The 24530-nt window shown below is 44.5% G+C and carries 15 protein-coding genes; 6 read left to right on the plus strand and 9 right to left on the minus strand.

Translation table 11 applies throughout. The features are described 5' to 3' along the window. Nucleotides 1-30: 30 nt before the first annotated feature. From D2V93_RS14720 to D2V93_RS14745, 6 genes are all read right to left on the minus strand, one after another. Nucleotides 31-1644: a RagB/SusD family nutrient uptake outer membrane protein gene (locus D2V93_RS14720; protein WP_119619924.1), complete on the minus strand. Its 1614-nt coding sequence runs from the start codon at nt 1642-1644 to the stop codon at nt 31-33. Between the two features lie 11 nt (nt 1645-1655). Further along, nucleotides 1656-4625: a SusC/RagA family TonB-linked outer membrane protein gene (locus D2V93_RS14725; RefSeq protein ID WP_119619925.1), complete on the minus strand. Its 2970-nt coding sequence runs from the start codon at nt 4623-4625 to the stop codon at nt 1656-1658. Between the two features lie 274 nt (nt 4626-4899). After that, nucleotides 4900-7695: a helix-turn-helix and ligand-binding sensor domain-containing protein gene (locus tag D2V93_RS14730; protein WP_245978247.1), complete on the minus strand. Its 2796-nt coding sequence runs from the start codon at nt 7693-7695 to the stop codon at nt 4900-4902. Between the two features lie 119 nt (nt 7696-7814). Beyond that, nucleotides 7815-9026, minus strand: coding sequence for an MFS transporter (locus tag D2V93_RS14735; protein ID WP_072876795.1), 1212 nt, complete (start codon nt 9024-9026; stop codon nt 7815-7817). A 581-nt stretch (nt 9027-9607) separates the two neighbouring features. Beyond that, nucleotides 9608-10075 (minus strand): helix-turn-helix domain-containing protein, encoded by a 468-nt coding sequence (locus D2V93_RS14740; protein WP_119619927.1) that lies wholly within the window; start codon nt 10073-10075, stop codon nt 9608-9610. Between the two features lie 75 nt (nt 10076-10150). After that, nucleotides 10151-11662 (minus strand): helix-turn-helix domain-containing protein, encoded by a 1512-nt coding sequence (locus D2V93_RS14745; RefSeq protein ID WP_119619928.1) that lies wholly within the window; start codon nt 11660-11662, stop codon nt 10151-10153. A 253-nt stretch (nt 11663-11915) separates the two neighbouring features. On the opposite strand from D2V93_RS14745, the gene D2V93_RS14750 reads away from it, so the two are divergent. Both D2V93_RS14750 and D2V93_RS14755 read left to right on the plus strand, forming a co-directional pair. After that, a complete protein-coding gene (locus tag D2V93_RS14750) occupies nt 11916-15056 on the plus strand; it encodes a SusC/RagA family TonB-linked outer membrane protein (protein ID WP_119619929.1) in 3141 nt (1046 codons plus the stop codon). Nucleotides 15057-15080: 24 nt separating this feature from the next. Then, nucleotides 15081-16724: a RagB/SusD family nutrient uptake outer membrane protein gene (locus tag D2V93_RS14755; protein ID WP_119619930.1), complete on the plus strand. Its 1644-nt coding sequence runs from the start codon at nt 15081-15083 to the stop codon at nt 16722-16724. Between the two features lie 112 nt (nt 16725-16836). Here the strand turns inward: D2V93_RS14755 and D2V93_RS14760 are convergent, their stop codons facing one another. Beyond that, nucleotides 16837-17610 (minus strand): hypothetical protein, encoded by a 774-nt coding sequence (locus D2V93_RS14760; protein ID WP_119619931.1) that lies wholly within the window; start codon nt 17608-17610, stop codon nt 16837-16839. Nucleotides 17611-17707: 97 nt separating this feature from the next. On the opposite strand from D2V93_RS14760, the gene D2V93_RS14765 reads away from it, so the two are divergent. The 4 genes from D2V93_RS14765 (at nt 17708) to D2V93_RS14785 (ending at nt 22366) form a co-directional block, all read left to right on the plus strand. Then, the gene (locus D2V93_RS14765) at nt 17708-18550 is read left to right on the plus strand and encodes a helix-turn-helix domain-containing protein (RefSeq protein ID WP_119619932.1); all 843 of its coding nucleotides are present in this window, start codon (nt 17708-17710) and stop codon (nt 18548-18550) included. Nucleotides 18551-18778: 228 nt separating this feature from the next. After that, complete coding sequence (locus D2V93_RS14775; protein WP_119619934.1) at nt 18779-20242, plus strand: amidohydrolase family protein; 1464 nt, start codon at nt 18779-18781, stop codon at nt 20240-20242. Between the two features lie 323 nt (nt 20243-20565). Next, a complete protein-coding gene (locus D2V93_RS14780) occupies nt 20566-21054 on the plus strand; it encodes a DoxX family protein (RefSeq protein ID WP_220473643.1) in 489 nt (162 codons plus the stop codon). Between the two features lie 70 nt (nt 21055-21124). Beyond that, nucleotides 21125-22366, plus strand: coding sequence for a M28 family peptidase (locus D2V93_RS14785; protein ID WP_182849998.1), 1242 nt, complete (start codon nt 21125-21127; stop codon nt 22364-22366). Between the two features lie 65 nt (nt 22367-22431). Here the strand turns inward: D2V93_RS14785 and D2V93_RS14790 are convergent, their stop codons facing one another. Together D2V93_RS14790 and D2V93_RS14795 are read right to left on the minus strand one after the other, a co-directional pair. Next, a complete protein-coding gene (locus tag D2V93_RS14790; RefSeq protein ID WP_119619936.1) occupies nt 22432-23529 on the minus strand; it encodes a sensor histidine kinase in 1098 nt (365 codons plus the stop codon). Beyond that, complete coding sequence (locus D2V93_RS14795) at nt 23529-24302, minus strand: LytR/AlgR family response regulator transcription factor (protein WP_313795051.1); 774 nt, start codon at nt 24300-24302, stop codon at nt 23529-23531. The genes D2V93_RS14790 and D2V93_RS14795 overlap by 1 nt, the downstream gene beginning before the upstream one ends. Nucleotides 24303-24530 lie beyond the last annotated feature (228 nt).

A 24530-nucleotide genomic window follows, 5' to 3' on the forward strand; every position in this document is an offset into this window, starting at 1 on the left:
ATGTTTTAGTTAATTCGGATTAGCTGACCGTTAGTTGTACCCATCGTTTTGGGGATAACTGGGTCCCAGAAGGTCCATTTGTTGTTGGGGAATGGGCCAGTTCTGCATGTATTCCCTCAAGAGTACCTTGGGGTTCCCTTCGGGGTATGACTCGTTCATGTTGTCGTTGTTCATGTGGTCCAAAAGGAATTCATACAGTTTTCCTGTTCTTTTCAAGGTGAACCAACGTTGTCCCTCAAAGGCAAGTTCGCGGGCCTCTTCGTCCAAAATGGCCTGCAGGTCGATGGTGTTCACTGGGTCCGTGTTGGCCCTTTCCCTTACCTTGTTCAGATATTCCAGTGCCTTGGGGGTATTGTTCAGCATCATATGGGCCTCGGCCCCCACCAGATAGGTCTCTGCCAATCGGTAGATCATGATATTCTTGTAATGGTTCCTGTCGGTGGGTTCCACGGTCTCATCAAAAAACTTGAGTACCCCGGGATTCTGTCTCCTGTAATAGAGCATGAACTCGTTTTGGTCGGTTTCACTGTTCTCATAAAGATCCAATGGGTCACCGAGCTGTTTTCCGGGAGGTAGTGCGGTCTCATCGTTGTAAGCGTATTCAAAGATGTAATAGGTGTTGTTCTTCCTCTTGTCGTCAGGGTCTTCATTGAGCAGGTCTATCATGTATTGGTTCAATGAGATAAACCCTGCGCCGGCCCCACCATTTTCAACAGATTGGATGAGTCCTGGTGCATCGGCATAGGAAGACACCATGTTCCAACTCATGATATGTTGACTGCCCCCGCCAATGGTTTCCCTTTCAAAATTGATCGCAAACAAGGTTTCGGAATGGTTCAGCTCACCCGCAAACACTTCTTCCGTGGCCACTAGGCTGTGATTGCCACTGGTAATGACAGCATCGGCTTGTGCGGCAGCTTCGGCCCAGTCTTCTTCCCACAGGGCGACTTTGGCCCTAAGGTGCCTCGCAGCTCCCTGCCCCCATCTTCCAAATTGCTCTGGATTGTAGTCCAAATGCTCGATGGCAAAATCAAGATCAGAGCGTAGCAGTGCAAAAATTTCTTCTACGGAAGATTTGTCCTGTGGTACATCGAACGCATTTTCTGGAGTGGTCGGTTCTGTAGTGATGAAGATGTTGTTGAAAAGCCTGTAGAGGGTAAAAAAGGCATTGGCCCTCATACACTTGGCCTCAGCAAGGATTTGGTTTTTCCTGTCCTCGTCAATATCCTCCAAGTTTTCTGCTCCACGGATCACGGCATTGGCCCTGTCCACAATACGATAATTGTGCACCCAATGGGCATTGATTCCGGACGTAGTGCCATAGTCACCAAGGCTCGCGCCCCAAAGTAACCTACTGTATAGGGAAACCTCACCGGTAATCCCTACCCCTAAATCACTTTTTGCTTGTAGGATGAGTGGATAGGTACCGTTCAGGCTAAGGTCTTGGTAGATGTTCCTGTTGAGTGAATAAAGCCCGACCACTGCCGATTCCAGACCTTCTGGGGTCGTGTATAGGAAGTCAACGGAAGTGTCCGAGAGCAATTCGTCTTGTAAAAGGTCCTTTTCGCAGGAAGTGAATATGGCAAGGCCAAGAAGCATTGCGAATATTCCTTTTGATGGTATGTAGTTATATATGTTTTTCATGACAATTTTTTTTAGAATCCTAATTTGACACCAAGGGTGATGTTGCGTGTTTCGGGAAATGCAGTTTCTCCTCCGTTCACTGGATTTTGTTCAGGGCTGTACGACCTGAAATCCGTGAAAGTGAACAGATTGGTCCCCGTTACATAGAGCTTGGCACTTTGCAACCCAATTTTCGAGAAAGTTTCCCTCGGGATGTTGTACCCCAAGGTGAGGGTCCTCAAGCGCACATAGGAGGCGTCCCTTACCGCAAAGGAAAATAAATGCAAGTGTGTGTCCGGTTTCGGCCTTGGGTATTCTGTTGAGGGATATTCGGGCGTGTAGTATTTCGCCCTGATACCATTGATGGCCCCTTTCCACAATTCTCCATTGGCGAGTACGGGATTCAGCCTTGTGGCCCCATCCACGATGTAGATATCGGCAAATAGGTCAAAGTTTTTGTAGCTTATGGTATTGGTGATAGATCCATACCAATCTGGATCGGTGTTGGTGAACACATTGTCCCTGTCATCGATCTGGCCGTTCCCATCTTGATCGATGACCCTTACGTCTCCGGGCTGCGCCAATGGGTTTCCAGAGCCGGCAATATCGTCACCCACTTGATAGATCCCGTCATACTTGGGCAACCAGATATTGTTGATGGATTGGCCTATGGACAACCTTCTTCCTGAAGTATCTGTCAGGTCGATGGGGTTGCCCTCATCGTCAAGTTCACCTGTCAATGAGATCACTTCGTTCCTGTTTCGGGAGAAGATAAGTCCCAAGGACCATCTAAAGTTCTCCTTTCGGAAAATGTTGGTGGTCAACGATGCCTCGATACCTTGGTTCTGTAGTTCCCCCGCGTTGAAACGTATCACATTGAAACCGGTGGTGCCGGCAATGGATCGATCCAGCAATAGGTCGGTGGTGTTGGCTTTGTAATATTCAAAGGTTCCTTCAAAAAGGTTGTTGAACAACCTAAAGTCGACACCGGTGTTCAAGGTAGTGGTAGTCTCCCATTTTAGGTTCGGATTGGGCAGTCTGGAAGACGCTGTCGCACCGCCAACGGTCTGGTCACCGAATACATAGGGAAGATCGTCCGCCACCCCAAGGGATTCTAATGGGTTGATGCCCTGATTTCCTGTGGCACCATAGCTGACCCGTAGTTTCAATTCGTTGATAGCATCAACATTTTGAAGGAATGGCTCGTTCTGCATCTTCCAGGCCACGGAAACCGCAGGGAAGAATCCCCATTTGTTGTTTTCCGCAAAAACTGATGCACCGTCCGCCCGGGCAGTGGCTTCCAATAGGTAGCGATCCAAGTAACCATAACGTACCCTTCCCAAAAAGGAAAGAAGCCTGCGTTGGGAAACATCCCTTGGGTTGTTGAGCAATGTAGTGGCATTGCCGTTGTAGCCCAATGCATCATTGGTGAAACCGGACTTGTCAATTTGGGTGTACTCATTGCGCTGCTCGTCAAAGGCCTGCACAGCGGTGAAGTCCAGTGTGTGGTCTTCATGGATCTGCGGAGTATAGTTCAATATGTTTTCCACCAATACCTGCTTGAAGAGGGTGTTGGAAAGCACCGCGATCCCATCGATGCCCTCATCCCCAGCAGAGTGTAGGGTGCTTCTGTAAATGCCCCTGTTGGTGTTCCTGTTCCTCAGAAAGGTCTTTAGGGTATAGCTCAGGTTAGGTGTGAAATTATAGACCAAACTGAGGTTGATGTCGGTAAGGTTGATCTTGGTCTCATCGGTGGATTCCCTTTGGTCCCACAAGGGGTTCACGGCTGTGTTGGAAGGGCCCAAATAGAACTTTACCAGCTCGCCTTCTTCATCGAAAGGTTTCGCCAAAGGCGTGATCGTGGTGAAGTTCAACCCGCCGGTTTCCCTGTCTTGGTTTGCATTTTGGTAGTTGATGATCCCCCTGAACACCAATTTGTCTGTAAGCTGCTGCTCAATGTTCAGTTTGAAGGTACCCCTGTCAAAACTGGAATTTGGTATAATTCCTTCTTGGGTGAAATAGTTGACACTGGAGAAGATCTTGGTTTTCTCGGTTCCCGAAGAAAAGCTTAGGGAATGGCTCTGGATGACTGCATCGCGAAGTACGAGGTCTTCCCAATCCACAAAATTGCGGTTTTCTATAGCTTCCAGTTCAAAAGGCGAGAAGATGTTCTCGTCGTTGAGGTAATCCCCCGTGAACCGATTCCTGTTGGCCTCTCTTCTGAGGTCGATGAACTGTTGACCATCATACTGGTTAAAGTTCTTGGTCAGTGTCTGAATGGTGGTATACCCATGGTAATCTATGGTTGCCTTTCCCGTACGACCTGTTTTGGTGGTGACCAAGATGACACCATTGGATGCCCTAGATCCGTAAATGGCGGTGGATGATGCATCCTTTAAAATCTCAATATTGGCGATATCATCCGGGGCCACATCGTTTAGGTTGTCAAAAGGCAGACCGTCCACAATGATCAAGGGCGAGTTGCCGTTCGGTGCAACAGACACATTGCCACGAATGACAATATTGGAACCGCCACCGGGCCGGGCATCGCCCAGATTGACCTGGACACCTGCCGCCCTGCCTCTCAACATTTCGGAAACGTTGGTGGTGGGAACATTGGTGGCCTCCTCAATTTCAACGCTGGTCACGGAACCAATGACGTTACTTTTCTTTTGGGTACCATACCCCACAACGATTACTTCGTCCAGGGCTTGGGTATCCTCCTGTAGGATGATGTTGATGACATCCTGCGCGCCCACCGGAATTTCCTGCGTTACAAATCCAATGTAACTGAATACAAGGACATCGCTGTTTGAGACACCATCAATGTTGAACATTCCATCAAAATCGGTCACAACGCCATTGGTGGTACCTTTGATGAGGACATTGACCCCGGGCATGGGGCCTGTGTTGTCAGATACCGTTCCTGTAATGGTCTTTGTTTGAGAAAATCCATAAGCAGTGCATAGGAGCACCAGCAATTTTACAATGCCATATCTCATTTTGAGTAATTTAGTTTGAAAGTAAAAGTACATGGCTTAACGTATTCTTAACAAAGGATGTGCCTCTATATAAAACCTACATTAATAATTTAATACAGACTATTTTGAATATTTGTTAGAAAAACCCTTTAAAATATATGGATTTGGAAATATTTGAAAAATTGGAATGAGCTCTAAAAGGCAAGATGAATATGCATTGAAAACACTATTGTAGGGTCAATGTAGAGGTAATTTTGGCATTTGTAGAGTGATGCCATGACAAAGTAGTGTTGCCTCAGAAGTTTAAAATGTAGTCTATGAGATTATCCTCGTGAGGGAGGTCGAACTTTTTGCGTAGCCTATAGCGTTTCATTTCAACACTTTTTACGGATATGTTGAGGAGCGGGGCTATTTCCTTGGACGAAAGGTTCAGCCTAAGATAGGCGCAGAGTCGGAGGTCGTTATTGGTCAGGCTGTCGTGCTTTGTCTTGATCCTTTTCAGAAAGTCCTTGTCCGCATTGTTGAAGGCATCCTCAAAAAACTTCCAATCGTCTTCACTGTTGATGTTCCTGTCTATCTCCCTGAGCACGGATTTGATGTTTCCATCCTTATTGGGAATATTGTTCAACTGTGATTTCAAAGAGGAAAGAAATTTGTTCTTCTTAAGGATACTCATGGTGGATATGGCCAGTTCCCTACTCTTGTTGTCAATCTCGTCTTGGAGCTTTTCGTTCAATATTTGGGAAATCCGTTCTTTTTCCTCTAGTTTTCGTCGCTCCAGTTCTTTCTGGTTCTTTTTGATGAGGAACTCCTGTTTTTTCCGATAGTATCTTTTATAGATCCTATGAATGAGAATAAACAGTAGGGCAAGGCCCAACACATAAGTAAATATGGCCAAATTGGAAAGGTACCAAGGGCGCAAGACTGAAAAGCTGTAGGAGGCCACATTTTCGGTGAGGCTGTTTCCCACCATGGCCCTGACGCTGAACGTGTATTCTCCAAAAGGTAAGTTCTTAAAAGTGGTTTCTGGGATGTCGGACCAATCGCTCCAATCATTGTAAAGACCTTCCAGTCTATGTTGGTACCTTACTTCGGTATATTTGTCAAACTCAGGGACGCTGTACTCGAAAATGAGGTTGTTGTCGGAATATTTGAATTCCCCGGTCAGTTGGAGAGGTGCTTTGGTGGATGCATCTCGGTAATCGCCATAGTAAACCGTGTTGATCTTGATACTGTTCGTAATCGATGTCACCTTATCCAGATTGAGCGACACGTAGCCGTTCGAGCTTCCGATGAGGTACTCGTTCTCGGCAATCATGGAAATGTTCTCAAAACCCGATACACCCAAATTGCTTCTCAGTGTGCTGGGCATGGGAATGTTGGTGTCGCTTAGTTTTCCGCTGAGAGTGTTATGGGTGATGTATTTTATCCCATTATCGGTAAAGAACCATAGTTTTTGTCCTGAAATATCGGGAATAATGATGCTGATGGGACTTTCATTTTCCTTGAATACCATCTGTGTCATGGAGCTGTCCATGGAAATGTCCTTCAGATGGTCCTCTAGCAAATAGATGCCTGTATTGGTTTTGTGGTATAATCGGTCCTTGAACCTAAATATGTTGGAACTGTGCCCAATGGGTTCCACGTTCGTCATGTTTGTTACACGTTGGAGGTCGGGGTCCAGTTTAATTTGATATAGCCCTTTTTGTTCATGGTTGACCATGACTGTGAGGGAATCTATTTCAAAAAAGCGACTGGAAATGGTAAACCCCTCCACGACATTGCGCAATGACCAAGTTCCCATTTTCTTTTCCAGAACACTGAGTCCATTGTAGTTTCCCTGTAGAATAAAGTTTTGGTCATGTTTCAGGGGTTTTACGGCCCAAGTACCCCTAAAATCGGATACGAGTTCCGCTCGACCTTCTTCCACCACAAAAGTACCGCTGTTGTGTCCGCAGAAAATGGTGGAGTCCACCAATTGGAGGCTCCAGACCTGACCTTCCGTGCCGGTTACCAGTTTGAATTCATCGGAGATATCGGTCCTTCTTGAAAAAAGCCCTTGATTGGTGCCCAAGTACATCCGGTTGTTGTGGCGCATGGCGGCATAGACCAACCCGATCTTGCCCAATTTGTCCACATATTCGTTGAAAGGGGAATATAGATTGATGACGCTGGCACCATTGTCCAGGCCAAGCCATAGATTATGGTCCATGTCCTCAAAAAGGGAAAGTACGGTGTTGTTGTTGAGCCCCTTGGCCTGATTAATGTTCCGTATCTGTTTTCCTTCTTTGGATAAGTGATAAAAGCCATTCGAAATGCTGCCGAGCACAAAAGTACCGTCGTCCAGTTTGATGCTGCTGTACAGTTTTACGGCCATGCCGTCCATATCCGTCTGCCAAGGTGTGAGTGTTTCAAAATCGTATTCGTAAAACTTGGCATCCTCCGTTAGGATCAGAAGGTCGCCGTTCCGTTCATAAAGACCGATAATGGCAACGTTGGCAAGTACCGGATCGTTGTCAACCAAGACGGCTTCACCGTTGGCAATGGTGAACAATCCTTGTTTGGCCCTTTGAAAATAGACCTTGTCCTTGATCAAATGTAATTTTGCCTTGGCCGAGTTGGCCTCCAGTATCTTGAAGCTATCCTCCATAAGATCATAGATGTAGATCCTGTCCAAGGATTGGAACAGCACCCAATGGTCCAGAGCCAAGATGTCCCAAAATTCCTCATCTTCCGACAGAGGGGAATCCAATCTGTCCGATAGCGAAGTGTATGAAAGTTGCCCTGTCTCTTCTTTGGTCCAGAAGCCAAATTCCCGGTAAGAACCCGTATAGATTTTGTCGCCAATGGCCTTCACTGACCTAATAATGGCAGGGGATGGTAATTTGTATTTGTACCAGGTGTTCCCATCAAACTCCAATAGGCTGGAATGGTTGGCAATGTAGATGTTCCTTGTGGGCGATTGGGAGATGCCCCAGTTTTGGTACTCCCCGTTGTACTCTTTTGGGGTATAGTTTTGGATGGGGGGGAGCTCCTGGGAGAGCAATCCCCAACAAATGGATACCAAAAAATACGTAAAAAGGGATCTCAATCCAGTCAGTTTTTGTTGTCAGTTGATGGATTGTGAAGATAAAAAAATAGCACAACACTTGAGTTCCCAACTTTTTTGGCGATGAGGTCAATAGGAAAGAATAAAAGGGATTGGAAGTATTATGGGCAGAATGCCTTCTCCTTTTTCCGTCTTGAGGTGGATCTCTGGAAATAAAGGATGGCCGCTCCAATGCCAGCACCCATCAATGCAAGTAGGGCGCCTACAATACTGGAATAAGGCACCCCGAGACCAAAGACCATGGGGAGTCCACCAAGATAGGCGCCTGAGGCGTTGCCCATATTAAAGGCACTTTGGTTCATGGAAGACCCCAGTTTTTCCGCTCCTTTAGCGGCTTTGATGATAGCCGTTTGTATGGGTGCAGTGACCGAGAAGGTAATTACCCCCACCATAAAACTGATAATGAACATCGCATAGACATTTTCTGCCATTATAGCATTGGTGACGAGAACGGCGGTCATGCTGAGCAAACTGATGACCACGGATTTAACGGGACTGAAGAACTCCACCATTTTGGCCCCCAAAAAGTTACCGATGAACATCCCCAATCCGGCCACGATCATTACATAGCTCACACTGGTTTCAGGGAGTCCTGTGACCGAAATGACCAGTGGGGCGATATAGCTGTACCAAGCGAAGAAGCCACCTGTGCCCACAGTGGTCAAGGCTATCAGGGCCCATAATTTTTTGTTCTTGATTCCTTGTGTGGCAGTTTGGCCCTCTTGGCTTCCCAGTTCGTCAAACGAATCCTTGGGCATCCAAAAGAAGAGACTTGCCAATGTGGCCAGTCCGGATATTCCAACCAACAGAAAAGAGAAACTCCAGTGCCACTCTTGACCGATGTAGGTGCCAAGTGGAACCCCTATCACATTGGCAATGGTGAGCCCCGAGAACATGATCGCCATGGCCTGTGCTGCTTTTCCGGGTTTGGCCAAGTAGCCCGACACCACTGCGCCGATACCAAAGAAGGCGCCGTGGGGCATACCTGACAAGAATCGGAACAAGAGCATGACCCAGTAGTTGCCCGAGAATGCGGACAAGGTATTGAAGACCGTAAACCAGAGCATCAGGAACAAGAGTGATTTCTTTGGGGTAAGGGTATTGGTCAACCGCGCCATGAAGGGAGCTCCTATCACAACGCCCAGTGCGTAGATGGCAATGAAGTGGCCCGATGTGGAGATGGAAATGTCCATGGAATCCGCAATGTTCGGAAGAATGCCCATGATCACAAACTCCGTAAGTCCAATGCCAAACCCGCCTATGGCGAGGGATAGTAAGGCTTTTTTGTTTGTATGTCCCAGATTGTTGTTCAAGCTCAAAGTTGTTTTGAAGTAAAGCAAGCAACAAAAGTACGGATGATTCAGGAAAAGGTCTGCAATGATTTTTTCCAAAACCTGTTTGAAATTACCCTTTGTGGAGATTCAAGCTAATGGGATTAGAAATTGTATTTATCTGCTTTGGTTGGAACAGCCCTGGACAAAGGTGACAATTCAATAAAATTCAAAAAATGAGCTAAAGTTTCTGAAGAAATAGATGAGCAGGGCTGTTTCATGGATCTAAAATAGACCGCTGTACACAATTCTGAGGTAACCCTTATCCATGATTACCCTTGCCGATAGAAGAGGACCATTTTATAAACAAGAATGCCCACTCCTTGGAGCGGGCATTCCGTGCATTGATATCTAAGAAAAAGGCGGGCGGGGAAGGAATATGATAGCTAATTCAAACAGACTCCTGAGATTTGAACAAAACTTAATGGATTTTGTTTTTTTAGAAGTAAGTCCTACTTGCCGCCCAGCCTTGGTTTTTTGTCTACTACAAAGCAACCCAATACTATTGTCGTAGGAGTACTTTTAAAACGGCAAGTACTAGTTTTAACACAAATTTTGGGCGTTCAGGCCATATACACCTCATGCTTGAAGGAGGCATTCCGGTAACCGTTTGGACTGATTCCCGTACTTTTTTTGAAAGCGGTATAAAAGCTGTTTTTGCTGTTGAAGCCTACTTCATACATGATGGCTTTTACACTTAGATTTGGATTGGACGCCAATAAACGTTTCGCCTCCTTGATCCTATACTCACTCAAAAAAGAATAAAAGTTTTTGGAGAAATAGGTGTTGATTACCTGTGATACTTTATACCTATTATGCTTGATGTGCTCAGCAAGGTCATCGAGCCCCATATCATTGTTCCGATAGATTTTATCCTCATCAAAGGCCTTGGTGATCATGACCCTGATTTTGAGGGCCTGTTCCCTTGTGAGTCCGGACTTTTCATATTTCCGTTGTCCATCCAGCGCGATTATATTGTTGTCCTGTTCGCCCAGATACTTCATTTTGATTTGATGGAGTAGCCTTTTCATTTGATTGATGAATTTTTGATTGATGATTACTAGTTACTTTCAAAAGTGATATTGTGAGGTGTTCCCGATAAGAATTTACTGTTTACGGATGTTGTTCAGGTATTGGCTGGGCGTAAGGTCAGTGTCTTTTTTGAAGGCTTTGTTAAAAGATACTTTGTTGTTGAAGCCCACTTCATAGGCAATGTCGATGATGTTGAGTTCATTTTGTTCTTCAAGAAGTTTCTTGGCCTCCTTTATCCTAAAGGTGTTCACGAATTCGTGAAAGTTCATTTCAAAATGCTCGTTGATCAACTGCGAGGCATTATGGCGGGTGGTATCCAACTTTTCGGCCACCATGTCAAGGCTAATGTCATTCCTCAGATACAGCTTTTGGTTGTGGAATAGGTCGTGGAGGACCTCCTTGAGTTCCATTGAAAGGCTGTCGGTCAGGCCAGATTTCACATACTTTGGGAACAATTGGTTGGTGTATGCGTAAAGGCCGCTGAAAACATCAGGTTGTACATTGGCGGCATACCCTACATAGAGTACCATCAAGCTCATCATGACTATGGGGGCATGGTAGAAAAAACCACTGTTCTTCCCCATGATGATCAAAATCCCAAAAAGGATATAGGCAACCACGTAACCGACATGGATCCTATAAATGTTTCTTTGCCAAATCCGTGTTCTTTTGGTCAACTCGCCATTGCTTTTGGAAATGGTGAGATGTACAAAATAGGCGTAAACGGCCAATGAAATGGCTTTTAAGGTGACCAATGGTAAAAGTTTTGCTGAATCCCCAGGATTTAGACCTCCCTGGAGCCTTTCTAGCATAAGGCTCACTTTTTGTGTGCCGGAAAGGGAATACACCTCTATCAACAGGTATATGACCAAAATAAGAGTGGGCAAAAAATGCCAAAGGTCCTTCAAGGAAAAATCCTTGGATCGGGAAACCCTTCTAAAATAAAGGTATAATAAAGGGCCATACAGAAATGCTGACCATGCGGAGACCAAATAGGTATGTGGAAATTGAAAGACATAATTGGTGTTGTTTATGCAGATATTCAGAATGAAAAGGGAATGGATGAAAACAAAAAAAGCTATAAGGTTCCTGGCTTGTTTATCTATTTTCTTGTTGATTAACAGTACGAACATTACATAGAAGCCTATGATGCCCACAAAAAAATAGATAATGGACCAAGTGTTGATCCTGGGCAGTACCGTGCCGGATATTTTCTTGAAATTTTCCGTGGTCCTGATATCATCAAAACCCTCATGCATTAGAAAGTTTGGTTGAAAATTGATCTTGAAATAATCATAAATATAGGATACCGCCTTGTCGGGGTTTTCTTCTGCTGCTTCGCTCAAGGCCAGCTTTTTGAAAATATGGATCTGTTGGTCCTTATCCGTTGTCCCCAGATTTTTCTCGTAGATGGGAATGGCTTTCTTGTATCGATGTATGTTAAAATAATAATCCGCCCAATCCAATGAATCCTGAAAACTGATCGGGATATCTGCTGAATTGACACCTTCAGGAGTCTTTCCCCATAAGCTGCCTATATGCAATAGCAGGGTAATCAGGACAATAAGCCTGGAGACTTGCCTCATTTTTGATTGATGATGAATTAGAATGGTCAACAATTTAAGGAAATAAGAGGTTCAAAATGTTGTGGACAATGGGGTAAAGTAAGCCCCGATAATAGTTTACCTTTTAAAATTACAAAATAACCAATTGATTTTCAATGTTATAAATGGTATTTAACCTTTGACTGACTCATTGTTAAAATTTTGCCAACATTTTTTATTGGAGAATACCATGGAAAAGGCCAACTTCGTAATTGACTAATTCAAAAACAAACAAATGAAGACAAGGCTGAATGCAGTCCCAGTACTGCTATTTATGTTACTTGTGCAATTCTCGTTTGCACAAAACAAGACAATTACGGGAACGGTGACCACTGCTCCCGATGGTATGCCCCTCCCAGGGGCAAATGTTATCGTAAAGGGCACCACAACGGGTGTCCAGACAGATTTTGATGGAAATTATTCCATATCTGCGACTGCGGGACAAACGTTGGTCTTTTCGTATTTGGGGTATAGATCCTTTGAGCAGGCTGTTGGAAACCGCTCCGTCATTAATGTAAGTCTTGAGGAGGATGCCCAAGCCTTGGAGGAAGTAATCGTGACTGCGTATGGTACCAGTACCAAAGAAGCTTTCACAGGTTCTGCAAGTGTGATAGGCGCCGCAGACTTGGAAGTAAGGAATGTGACGTCACCAATTGCCGCCATCGAAGGTAGGGCTACGGGTGTCCAGTTCACATCCGCTTCGGGCCAACCAGGATCATCACCGGGCATCGTGATTCGAGGTGTGGGAACATTAAATAGCTCATCGGATCCACTGTTTATAGTGGATGGTGTCCAATATGAAGGAGATTTGAACACCATTAACCAAGAGGATATCCAATCATTTACCATTCTCAAGGATGCCGCCTCAACATCGCTCTATGGTTCAAGGGCTGCCAACGGGGTGGTCATGATAACGACGAAGAGCGGTAAAAAAGGAGGGATAAAAGTAAATGCTTCCATGCAGTACGGTCTGGTTTCCAGAGGTATTCCAGCCTATGCTGAGGTTACTCCCGGTCAATATTACGAAACCATGTGGGAAGCCTTGAAGAATTCCAGTGCAGGCGGAGGTGATGCTGCCTATGCTTCTGCAAACATCTACAATAGTTTAGGCTACAATCCATTTAATGTGCCCAACGACCAAATTGTAGGTACAGATGGTCGACTGAATCCCAATGCAAATGTGATTTATCAGAGTCTGGATTGGTACGATGTCATGGACCGGACCGGTGTTAGGCAGAACTATAATGTGAATGTTTCTGGTGGGGGTGAAGACCATACGGTTTTCTTTTCAGCGTCCTATTTGGATGAGGAGGGATTTGTGGTCACCTCAGGATTTGACCGTTTGACAACCCGTCTCAATGCGGAATTTGATGTAAGTGACCGTGTCAAGATTGGTGGTAGCGCCAATGTCACCATTACCGAAGCTGTGGGTCCAAGTTCTGCTGGAACGGGAAGTATCGTGAATCCCTTTGGTTTTGCAAAGAACATAGGTTCCATTTATCCAGTCTATGTCAATGACCTACAGGGAAACCTTGTACTTGATGCCGGAGGAAATCCGGTGTTTGATAATGGCGAAGGCTACTCTGAATATAATATTGGTTCAAGACCCTATAGCCAGGGTCGCCATGCGTTGCAAGAACTTTTGTTGAACGATGAACGGGACAGGGACAATACCTATGGTTTCAGGTTCTTTACCGAGGTTGAGATTTTTGATGGACTTAGGGCCAGGATCAATTACGGACGAGATATCAATGAAGGCTTGGAAAAGGAGTATGAGAACAACATTATTGGAGATGCCCAGCCCACAGGAAGATACAGTGAAAGGAGATCTAGAAGACAAGTGGAAAACTTCAACCAGATCTTGACCTATACCAAGAGTTTCAATGATATCCACAATGTGGAGATTACGGCAGGACATGAAAGCTTTGAAAGGACTTTTTCTGGAAGCAACTCGTTGGCCATTAGCCAGACTGCCGAAGGAATTTATGAGTTTGACAACTTTGCCACGCCTGTAAGCTTGGGAGGTTCCACTACGAACAAGACCTTGGAAGGCTACTTTATGCGGGCCAACTATAATTTTGATAACAAATACTATATAAGCGGTTCTGCCAGAAGAGATGGTTCGTCCGTGTTCAGCAAGGAATCCAGATGGGGTACTTTTTATTCCGTTGGTGCCTCTTGGCGAATAGATCAGGAGAGCTTCATGGACAATGTATCCTTCATAGACCAGTTGAAGATTAGGGGCTCCTATGGTGAAGTGGGGAACGATGCCCTGGGCGACCCAGTGGATTATTTCATATCCCAGCCCAGATATTCCTTGACCTCCAATGCAGGTAACCCTGCAATCATCTATTCAGATATAGGCAACTCTGCACTGCAATGGGAGACTATAGAGAGTTTCGATGTGGCATTGGAATTTACATTGTTCAATAATTTCTTGGATGGATCGGTCGAATACTACAAGAGAAATTCCTCAGATCTGCTCTATGACCTGCCCATCGCATTGAGTAATGGTTTGAATACGGTCCCAACGAATATCGGGGACATGTACAATTCAGGTATTGAGATCGGTCTTACCACACATTTGGTCAATCAGAATGACTTTAGGTGGGATGTTACCTTACAGGCATCAACGTTTAAAAACGAGATCACCAGTCTGCCCGATCCCTTCATCAATGGGTCAAAACGGTGGGCAGAAGGACGTTCACGATTTGATTTCTATCTATTGAGAACCGCAGGTGTAGATCCCGAAACCGGGGATCAGCTGTTCCTGATGTATGAGTTGGATGATGATGGAAACAGTGTTCCCGTATTGGATGGGAACGGTGTCCAAGAAACCACCAATGACTGGGAGGAGACTGAAAGGGCCTATACAGGTGACAGCTCCATTCCCGATCTTTTGGGATCTGTCGCGAACAGTTTGAGCTATAAAGGATTTTCGCTCGACTTCCTAATTACCTATGGTATTGGCGGCAAGATTCTGGACAACGGTTATTCTGCCATGATGCATAGTGGGGATTTCGGAGATTCATACCATCCGGATATCCTAAGGGCTTGGAGACAACCAGGAGATATAACGGATGTGCCCAGATTGGAAAGTGGAAACCCAGATTTGGTCCGCACGCAATCCGATAGGTTCTTGACCGATGCCTCTTTCTGGGCGTTGAAAAATGTCAACCTTGGATATAGCTTCGGTGATAATATTGTGGAGCAGCTCGGTGTGGACAATTTGAGGCTTTCCATATCAGGTGAAAATTTGTTCCTAAAGAGCAAAAGGGATGGGTTGAATCCTCAGTTCAATTTAGCAGGGACACCTGAAGGTAACTCTTACAATCCAGCACGAATCATTTCTGTAGGATTGAACGTAGCATTTTAAATAAAACAATAAAACATAATAGTTATGTTAAGCAAAATAAAATTCATGTTATTCGTAATACTGGCTGTTACAATAACTTCTTGTGACGAAGATTTTCTGGAGACAAAGCCGACAGATGCGATTTCTGCCAATGATGCACTTGCCACTGCAGAGAATATGGCGCTCATTTTGAACGGATTGCACCGTGGACTTTACGCCCAATCCCAGACCATACTCCCCGGTGGTGATTCACAAAGGGCGGGGAACCATTATTGGATACCTCTGGACGATAACTTGGCAGGAGGTGTGATCCACACGGCCAGCGCCAACAATTTGGGATGGCAGGATGAGACGAGATGGACTTCCCACACGCAAGAAACATCATTGACCGCAGAACTTCTGTGGTACCATCGATACAATATCATCGCTAGTGCCAATGCCATCATCAACAAGGCCACCGATGGGAGCTTGGTGGAAGATGATAGGTTAAGGGAGATTTTGGGACAGGCCTACACCTATAGGGCCTACGCATACCTTTCATTGATCCAGCACTATGCGAAAGGTTATTTGATAGGAAACCCCGCTTCAGACCCAGGTGTGCCACTATTGTTTGCTTCAGAAGCGCCTTTCACCAGTGCCCCAAGATCAACCGTACAGGAAATTTACGATCAAATGGAATTGGACATTGATGAAGCCATAGGCTATTTTGAGAATGCAACGGCCAGATCGACCGGTACAGCGGATGGAAAATCCCAATTGAACATAGATGTGGCCTACGGCCTTAAAGCAAGGATCGCCCTATCGAAAGGAGATTGGCAAACCGCTGCCGATGCTGCCGTCATGGCACGACAGAATTATCCATTGATGGACGAGGCCGATTGGAAATCTGGATTCAATACTACCTTGTTGCCAGAAGTTATTTGGGGGAGCAATGTGATCACCACGGAGACCACCTTTTTCCGTTCCTATTTCTATTTGATCTGTAACACCTTCAACGGAAGCCAGAATAGGAACAATCCAAAAATTGTGGACAGGAGATTGTACGACCAAATTCCCGACACAGATTATAGGAAAGATGTGTTCTTGGCCGATGCACCCAATACCAATAGTTCAGCATCCAACGGGCAAGGAGGCTTTGGCAACGATCCCAACTATGATAACGAGGCCGAATTCGATGCCAAAAGACAGGAATATGAAGATTTGTATGGTTGGACCAGTGCACACAACGAACATCCCTATATGCAGGTGAAGTTTTTGCAAAAAAACCCAGGGACTACCGATCCTGATGACATCATCTACATGCGCTCTGCCGAAATGTACCTGATCGAGGCGGAGGCAATGGCCATGATGAACGACATACCTGGGGCCCAAGCAGCTCTGGAGCCTTTGGGAACTGCAAGGGACAGCAACTATGACGTTTCCATCTACAATACCCAAGAATCTTTGATGGAACACATCAAGTTCCAGAGAGGGGTAGAGTTGTATGGAGAAGGTTTCCTATATACGGACAAGATCCGTTGGGACGAAGGAATAGACCATGCTGCCAATGGAGGTTCTGGAGCGTCAGCGGTGCTCTACCAAAACGGTTTCCAACAGGATAGGCCTTCGGTCAATGATGATTGGATCTTTAAGATCCCACAAAAAGAGATCGATGCCAATCCAAATCTAGGGCCTGGAGATCAGAATTAATGCCTAGCACCGATCAATTGGAAGATCATAAACAAAGCCCTTTATCCATATGGATAAAGGGCTTTTATATTGATGTGGATATTCAATGACTGCCAATTGACATAGTCATAAATCATTTTTTGAACCAATAGATGCTTCCAAACTTGGAGGGATCAAAGTCTTCATCGGAAAGATCTGGAGTGGTATCGACTTGGTTGTACCTCTCGGTCTGGATGAGCTTTCCATCCAACCAAAACTCAATCCAAGTTTCTATTCGATGACCACCAAAGTCCTTATAACCATCGTACCGTACTTCATATAGTTCACCTTTCTTTCCCTTGCTAAATCTCCGGACCGCATGTAGTTCCTTTGCATCCAACCAAATTTGAGGCTTGGAATGCTCGCCCTCTTTGGCCCCGATGATGAAGATGGGCCTGTCTTGGTAAGTGGACTTGGTAAAGGTGTCGGTGTCTATCCCGAGTTTTTGGAGCCTGTTGATGGTTTCCTCTACCGAATAGTAGTGAAGGCCCCCCTCCAGAATCAGGAATTCTTGCATCTCCGGCCCCTTGTGCACTAGCTTGTTTCCCCTGAACACATAAATGCTGTCATTGCGATTGATATTGGCATTGCCTTTTTCAGGGTCGCCAAAATCTATCCTGAAGTCTTTTGGGTAACGTATGGCTTCATACCAAGTTGTAGTATCCTTAGGTTTACCCTGGTCATTAAAATGGATGGTTTCCTGTACAAAAGTGAATGCCCTGAGATGATTTTCCTCATTTTCAGTCTTTATATGGGTAATCAGGCTCGCTGTTGAATCAATGGAAAGGTCTTTGTCAAACGGAGTGAAAGTGAGGATTGAGACAGTAGCCGTAACAATCAATATGGCTTTTTCGAGTATAGGTTTCATGGCCTTGTTTTAATGTTAAACTTTTCAAAAATAGGAAAGCGATGATGTAACAAATTGTAGTTTTTGGACACTTTATTGATGAGATAGGCCAACTTATATGTACTTCAAAGAATATCATCCATCCCCCTGCTTGTCTAAGTACATAGACAGCTATTTCATGGTGGATACGGCCAATATCTATGAAGACATTACCGATTTGGTGGTCCCCGATGGAACTTTTGGGCTCTTGTTTGTGGATTCCCAGAAGACCATCAAGCGAAATATGGCCATAGACACCCCTCCCATTACGCTAAAGAGGACTTCAGTGTTTGGACAGAAGACCAAGCCCGTAAATTATTATTTCACAAAAGGGAATGCCCATTACTTTGGCGTCAAGATAAATCCTGCAGGATTGGCCCTGTTTTTGGACCAGAGCTTGAAGGAGTTCAAGAATCTCTTTGTGGAAATAGACTTGCTGGGAAATGGAAAATTGACCGAGATCGAGGATAGGGTGTTGGCCGCCAATGGGATTGAGGAAAAGATAAGGATCGTCGAGGGCTTTGTGGCAGAACGCTTGAAAATATTAAGATACAACCCGGACTATATCCTGTTTGTGAACATCGTCAGCTTTATAAAGGAGCATAAAGGCGAGATACGATTTGATTTTCTCGCCAACCATTTTAATGTCAATTACAAGAAAATAGAACGCTTGTTCCATAGATTTCTGGGAGTTACCCCCAAAATCTATATGAGGATCGTCAGGTTCAATGCCGCGATCCATTATTTCTCCAAACATAACAACAACTTGACAGAATTGGGATACCGTCTCGGTTTTTTCGATCAATCCCATTTCATTCGGGAGTTCAGGACATTTACCTCTTTGAGCCCAAGTGAGTTTCTCTCCAAAAAATTTTCAAATTCGGAAGAGACGTGCCTTAAACTCATCTCCAATCAGTGGTGATGGATGGTCATGGGATTGAGCCCTTCTGCCATTTATAGGTAATTTTTTTCTGTCTAATTTGTACAATCCATGATTTAGAAGCCTTATTATCTTTAACCTTCGTCCTGAACGATTTTAAATTGAATGAAAGGAAGAATTGGTCAGGGGCTGGTTTTCGGCCACCATGAAAAAGGATAAGGGACAGTGGCATTTGGTCACGGACCATTCCAGCTAAAAACAAAGATTTGGATGAGAAAACAAGTGACTTGTTGGGCCGTTTGTGCCCTGACTATTTTTTCCTGCCAAAGAAGGGAACAGGTAAAGGGCGACTTGCTCATAAAGGATGTCCAAATTGTGGATGTGGAAAGCGGCAAGATTTTACCCAGGAAGAACATAGTGGTGACAGGACAGCGGATTGTCCGCATCGATAGCATAGGGTCAGCAATCGATTATGAAGTGGCCCAGACCTTTGAGGCTTCGGGAAAATACATCATGCCCGGATTGTGGGACATGCATGCCCATCCCGATGATCCCGAAGTATGGCGTATGGATCCCCAACCGGAAAAGCGTGACCTCTTGCTTCCCCTTTTTGTGGTGAATGGGGTAATGGGCATAAGGGACATGGCCGGATCTTTGGATGTGGTCAAAACATGGCGGGAAAAATACAGGTCCAGGGAACTATTGGTCCCAAAAATCTATGCAGGAGGTCCTTTGTTGGACGGACCCGACCCCATGTGGGACGGTTCTGTGGGCATAGACTCCCCGGAACAAGTCAAGCATGTGGTGGATTCCCTTATTGTTGAAGGTGTGGATTTTTTGAAAGTATATTCCTTACTGCCCCGCGACATTTATTTCCAACTGAGCCAGTATGCCAATGAAATAGGTTTTCCGTTCGTTGGTCATGTCCCATTTACCGTATCTCCATCGGAAGCAGCAATGACCGGCATGAAAAGCCAGGAACACTTATTGGAAATCCTTAAGGAATGTTCGGACAGGCCTTCTGGGGAATTCATGGAAGGAATCAGAAAAATGAAGAATGGTATTGACCGATCCAACGCCATGAATGCGCATAGACTTTCCACTTTTGATGAAGTGAGGGCAGATTCTTTATATAGTCTGTTCGTACAGGAGAAAATCTGGCACTGCCCAACACTCAGCATGTGGAGAAAAAATGCCTGGTATGAAGAAGAGCTTTCCAAGGATAAAGCACTGCTTGCATTCCTGCCCCAATACCTGCAAGCATATTGGACACCCGAGGTCAATGACCATTTGACCCATCGAGACAATGAAGAATTCATCGAGACCAAGAAAAAATTGTATTCCCTTTACCCACAAATGGTAAAACGAATGCATGAAAAAGGGGTCATGCTGTTGGCGGGTACCGATATGGGGGCCAATCCTTTATGTTTTCCAGGAGTGGGCGTGCACAACGAACTGGAAGATTTTGTCCAAGCAGGACTGAGCCCTGCAGAGGCATTGAGGACAGCTACCATCAATCCTGCGCTGTTCTTTGGCATCAAAGCAGATCACGGTACTGTGGAGGTCGGGAAAATTGCCAATTTGGTGTTGTTGGACAATGACCCGCTGGGCAATATCCAGAATATCCGGGCAATAGATGCCGTGGTGTACGATGGGGTTTTGATAGATGCCACAGGGATTGAAAAAATCAAGAAAAACATCCAGAACGCCCATAAGGGAACATTGGATCGGTAGCAGGAAGTTTTTAACTGGTCCCCATTCTTTTACAATGATGATGAATTGACAGTCAGCTATGATACAAACGTCAATTTAAGCTCCAACTAGATTATCCTAAGAGTCACTTTCCAATTTATATTTCAATTTAAACATAAGTGAGGCTTTACTCGGAAAAATGCATGAGGAGGTTCTTTACACATAAGCAAGGGTGCATTTCCAAATGCCAAAACATGAGAAACGCATGCTGAAAAAGAGTAGACCGCAAAAGCGTCTAATAAATACAATTATTGAAGCGGCCTGGTCCCTACATTTCCTTCCTAAAAAATCAAATGAACGACACCATGAAATCATGTGCAATAAAACTGATGGCCACCTGTAATGATTATACCATATTGATCTTACGGCTGGTTTTGGGCGGGGTGATATTTGCCCATGGGGCACAAAAGCTTTTTGGTATCTGGGGAGGCCATGGAATGGCATGGACCGTCGGTGCATGGAAACAATGGTGGAACATACCCAGTGTTCTAACGTATTCGGTCATTTTTATCGAATCCTTAGGTGCACTTTTATTGATGTTGGGTTTGTTGACGCGGGTATGGGCTTTTTTGATAGGCATCATCATGATGGTGGCCGTTCACTTGGTGCATTTGAAATGGGGTTTCTACATGAATTGGTATATGGATCCAAGCAGAGGGGAAGGGTTTGAATACCATGTTCTTACCATTGCCATTGTAGCGGCATTGCTGATCAAGGGCGGTGGCGCTTGCTCCATCGACCTTTATTTTCACAAAAAACTATCGAATCAAAAAACTGAAAATGAAAAATCTTGAGGCATTATTGAGTGTGTTGATCCTGTCGATCTTATGTTCATGCACAGGTACAACCAAAAACCCTGCTCCCATGGCCATTGAAGAAAGCCGTTTGGACCATCATGTGGCCGTATTGGCCCACGACAGCTTGGGAGGCCGTGGTGCAGGCTCCATGGGAGAGGCCAAGGCTGTTGCCTACATAGCACAACGGTTTAGGGAGATGGGGCTTCATCCAATACATGGACAAGCAAAGGACCTTGGGGGTTACCTTCAGCCTTTTGGGTTCTACACATTGGAGGACCACGATCCATGGAGCAAAGCGAACTCCCAAAATGTGCTGGGAATTTTGAAAGGTTCGGATTTTCCCAATGAGTATATCGTTGTGGGGGGCCACCATGATGGACAAGGGCTGCCACACCAGGCCGATTTTGGGAAAAGTATTCCCGAAGGAGTTGTGACAGATACCATAGCGGCAAAAAGGGACACCATTTGGAACAGTGCGGTAGACAATGCCGTTAGCCTGGCCACGATCATGGAAATTGCAAGGGTGATTCAACAGAATAAGGTTAAGCTAAAACGCTCCATAGTATTTGTCGGTTTTGGTGCGGAAGAAAATGCCTTGGACGGTTCGGTATATTTTGTGAACAATCCTCCAGTGCCCTTGAAGCAGATAAAGGCAATGATAAATTTGGAGAAAATTGTTGGGGACCCCGAAGCCACTTTTTTATATGCCGCATATGGGGAACCGACGCCTTTATTTGAAAAAATCAGAAAGAGGACCGATAGTCTGGGAGCAGTGAAATTGGCTCCTTTCGAAATCGATATTGTGGCGAATACCGATCATTATCCATTTGTCTTGAATAAAATTCCATCGATAACCATAGGTACCGGAAGCCAGATAAATATCCACACCTCGCTGGACCATTCAGATAGAATAGATTATGGTCTTCTGGAAAAAAGAGCCCAATATATCCTAAGTTATGTATTGGGCATCGTCAACAGTGAATCAAGTGACTTTGTGTTCACTGACGACCTTTCGGGGGTGACCGGTGTCGCTGGTGGACCCGCAACGAAGCTGGAAATGTTATCCAGGGGATATGAGGGTGAGCGGGCCTTCAAGGTTACGAACATCATCAAGGGCTCAAAAGGGGAAAGGGCTGGTCTCTTGCCAGAGGACCTGATCTTATCGGTCAATGGAAGGGAGATCAAAAAAAAACCTTTTTATCAGGGACTGGAAGATGCCTTGGGGGACGAGTACAATCCTGATGTCCACCATCTTCAATTGAAAATAGCCAGGGGAGAGGAAACCAGGGATATTATACTGGACTATTGAATCGTAAAAGTCAAGGTTTGCCCCATCATGTTCAATTTAAAGATTGTCAGACCACATCTTGGCGGTCACAAAGAGCTTGGAGGAAGTTGAATGTAAACCTCCGTCTTTACGCCAAGTGACGAGTTGGTAATGTCAAATTTGTACCTATCCTGATAAAGTGCCTGTAACCGCTCTTTCATGTTGATGATGCCTATACCGCTATTGGAATAAACAGGGTGTTCGGGCAATTTTTTGCCATTGTTTTCAACACTGATGATGAGTTGGTCCCCTTTTTTCTTTATGGTGAGATCGATCAGAAGTTTTCTGTTTTTTTGCGAGAACCCATGCTTAATGGAGTTTTCAATGATGGATTGGATCAATAACCTCGGGATTTTGATGTGATGGGTTGATTCTTTTACATTTTGTACGATCTTAAAATCTTCTTGAAAGCGTTGTTTAAGGATATTCACATAATGTTCGAGAATCTCCAACTCTTCTTGAATGGATATCAAGTTTTCATTATCTATTTCCAAAAATTTTCTGAGCAGGTAACTCACATCGGCAATCATATCCTGTGCCGTATCAGGTTCTCTTTTGACCAAACTGGAAATGCTATTGAGCGTATTGAACAAAAAATGGGGGTTCAATTGATTTTCCAAAGTCTTCAATTTTAACTTGATCAGGTTGTTTTCCAATACTTTCTTCTCCGTTTCCTGGCTTCTGATCTGACGGAGGTAGAAATAGCTGTAAACAATCAACAACATGGAACAATACAGCAAAATATTGGTGGTCACATTAAAAAAGAAGGTGTGGGTGACCTTTTCGAAAAAATTGTAATTACGGTTGATCAGGTCGTAATCCAAGATCAAGGGGGAAATAAATCCCGTTAAATAGCTTTGTATGATGGACAGGACAACATGTAGGGATATGATGGCGCGCCAAGCTATTTTCTTGATCAATAGAAATTTGGTCAAAGTGGCCACTAGCCCCATGAACAAAAGGACCAGTGCCCAATCAATGACACTGACGACCATTAATCCGTTCAGATTGTCCACTACTTTTCCCGGACCTTGGTAGAGAAAGTAAAAACTTCTGCAAAAATCGATGCCCGCAATAAAGGTGTAAAACAACACCAAGTATTTCAGTAAAGAAGGTTCCGCATATTTTTTAAAAAATGTAACCATTACAGTATGCCCAATTTGGTCAATGTGTCTTTCCGGTAGGATTTACTTATCCTAAAAAGCTTTAGGTCATTCATTCGAATATCAATTTCATTATAATCCGAATGCACCAGTTCCAGAATATGATCAATATTTATGATGGTGGATCTATGGATCCTTAGAAATTGATGGTCACTAAGTTGGTGCAGCAGATTTTTTAAGGAGTCCCGTACAACATATTTTTTCTCACCGATATATATTTCAGCATAATAGCTGGAGGCACAGACATATTTGATTTGATCGGTATTTAGCAAAATGGTCTTGTTGTCCTGTTTTATGGGTAATTTCCTTGTTTTGGAACCATATTCCTTTTTTAGGTTTCCCTCCAGACTGTTCAGGAACCCTTTCATTCGCTCCTCATAATCGAGGTACTTCATTCTTTCCAAAATTCGCTCCAAGGTTTCATGGAACCGTTTGTTTTTAAAGGGTTTGAGGAGAAAATCCAATGCATAATTGTTGAAGGCGTCCACCGCATAGTGATCATATGCAGTGGCAAAGACCACAATGGGCATTTTCTGGGGATGGATATTTCTTAGGACATCAAAACCGGTCATTCCCTTGAGCTCAATGTCCAGAAAAATAATGTCGGGAGACAATTCAGTGATCTTGCTTATAGCATCCTCCCCATTGGCACATTCGGCAATCACATCAAACTCGTTTCTGTCCGCTAAGAGTTCCATGATGCGTTTTCGTGCCAACAACTCATCATCTATAATTATTGTTTTGTGGGCCATCATTTATGCTTATCAGGTGAAATTAATGATTAAGAACCAGAATTTGTTGCCAATTATACCTGGTATAAATCAATATATCGGTACTGGCATCCAGATAAAAGTCGTTCGCATCACATAAAGGGCTGATTGATTCATTGGATATGCCGTCCTTTGGACAGGTCTTCGTCTATTTGAAATAAAATCATCATAAGGTTGGTCTTTTACCATAACGAAAATGAAGTGGTAATACTG

Source organism: Flagellimonas taeanensis (genome assembly GCF_003584105.1).
GTDB classification, from domain to species: Bacteria; Bacteroidota; Bacteroidia; order Flavobacteriales; family Flavobacteriaceae; genus Flagellimonas; species Flagellimonas taeanensis.

What these genes read in the sequence shown, in the direction of transcription:
- D2V93_RS14725 (WP_119619925.1), bottom strand. Translation starts at nt 4,625, where the DNA reads ATGAGATATGGCATTGTAAAATTGCTGGTGCTCCTATGCACTGCTTAT.
- D2V93_RS14750 (WP_119619929.1), top strand. Translation starts at nt 11,916, where the DNA reads ATGAAGACAAGGCTGAATGCAGTCCCAGTACTGCTATTTATGTTACTT.
- D2V93_RS14740 (WP_119619927.1), bottom strand. Translation starts at nt 10,075, where the DNA reads ATGAAAAGGCTACTCCATCAAATCAAAATGAAGTATCTGGGCGAACAG.
- D2V93_RS14780 (WP_220473643.1), top strand. Translation starts at nt 20,566, where the DNA reads ATGAAATCATGTGCAATAAAACTGATGGCCACCTGTAATGATTATACC.
- D2V93_RS14765 (WP_119619932.1), top strand. Translation starts at nt 17,708, where the DNA reads ATGTACTTCAAAGAATATCATCCATCCCCCTGCTTGTCTAAGTACATA.
- D2V93_RS14720 (WP_119619924.1), bottom strand. Translation starts at nt 1,644, where the DNA reads ATGAAAAACATATATAACTACATACCATCAAAAGGAATATTCGCAATG.
- D2V93_RS14775 (WP_119619934.1), top strand. Translation starts at nt 18,779, where the DNA reads ATGAGAAAACAAGTGACTTGTTGGGCCGTTTGTGCCCTGACTATTTTT.
- D2V93_RS14785 (WP_182849998.1), top strand. Translation starts at nt 21,125, where the DNA reads ATGGCCATTGAAGAAAGCCGTTTGGACCATCATGTGGCCGTATTGGCC.
- D2V93_RS14795 (WP_313795051.1), bottom strand. Translation starts at nt 24,302, where the DNA reads ATGATGGCCCACAAAACAATAATTATAGATGATGAGTTGTTGGCACGA.
- D2V93_RS14760 (WP_119619931.1), bottom strand. Translation starts at nt 17,610, where the DNA reads ATGAAACCTATACTCGAAAAAGCCATATTGATTGTTACGGCTACTGTC.
- D2V93_RS14790 (WP_119619936.1), bottom strand. Translation starts at nt 23,529, where the DNA reads ATGGTTACATTTTTTAAAAAATATGCGGAACCTTCTTTACTGAAATAC.
- D2V93_RS14745 (WP_119619928.1), bottom strand. Translation starts at nt 11,662, where the DNA reads ATGAGGCAAGTCTCCAGGCTTATTGTCCTGATTACCCTGCTATTGCAT.
- D2V93_RS14755 (WP_119619930.1), top strand. Translation starts at nt 15,081, where the DNA reads ATGTTAAGCAAAATAAAATTCATGTTATTCGTAATACTGGCTGTTACA.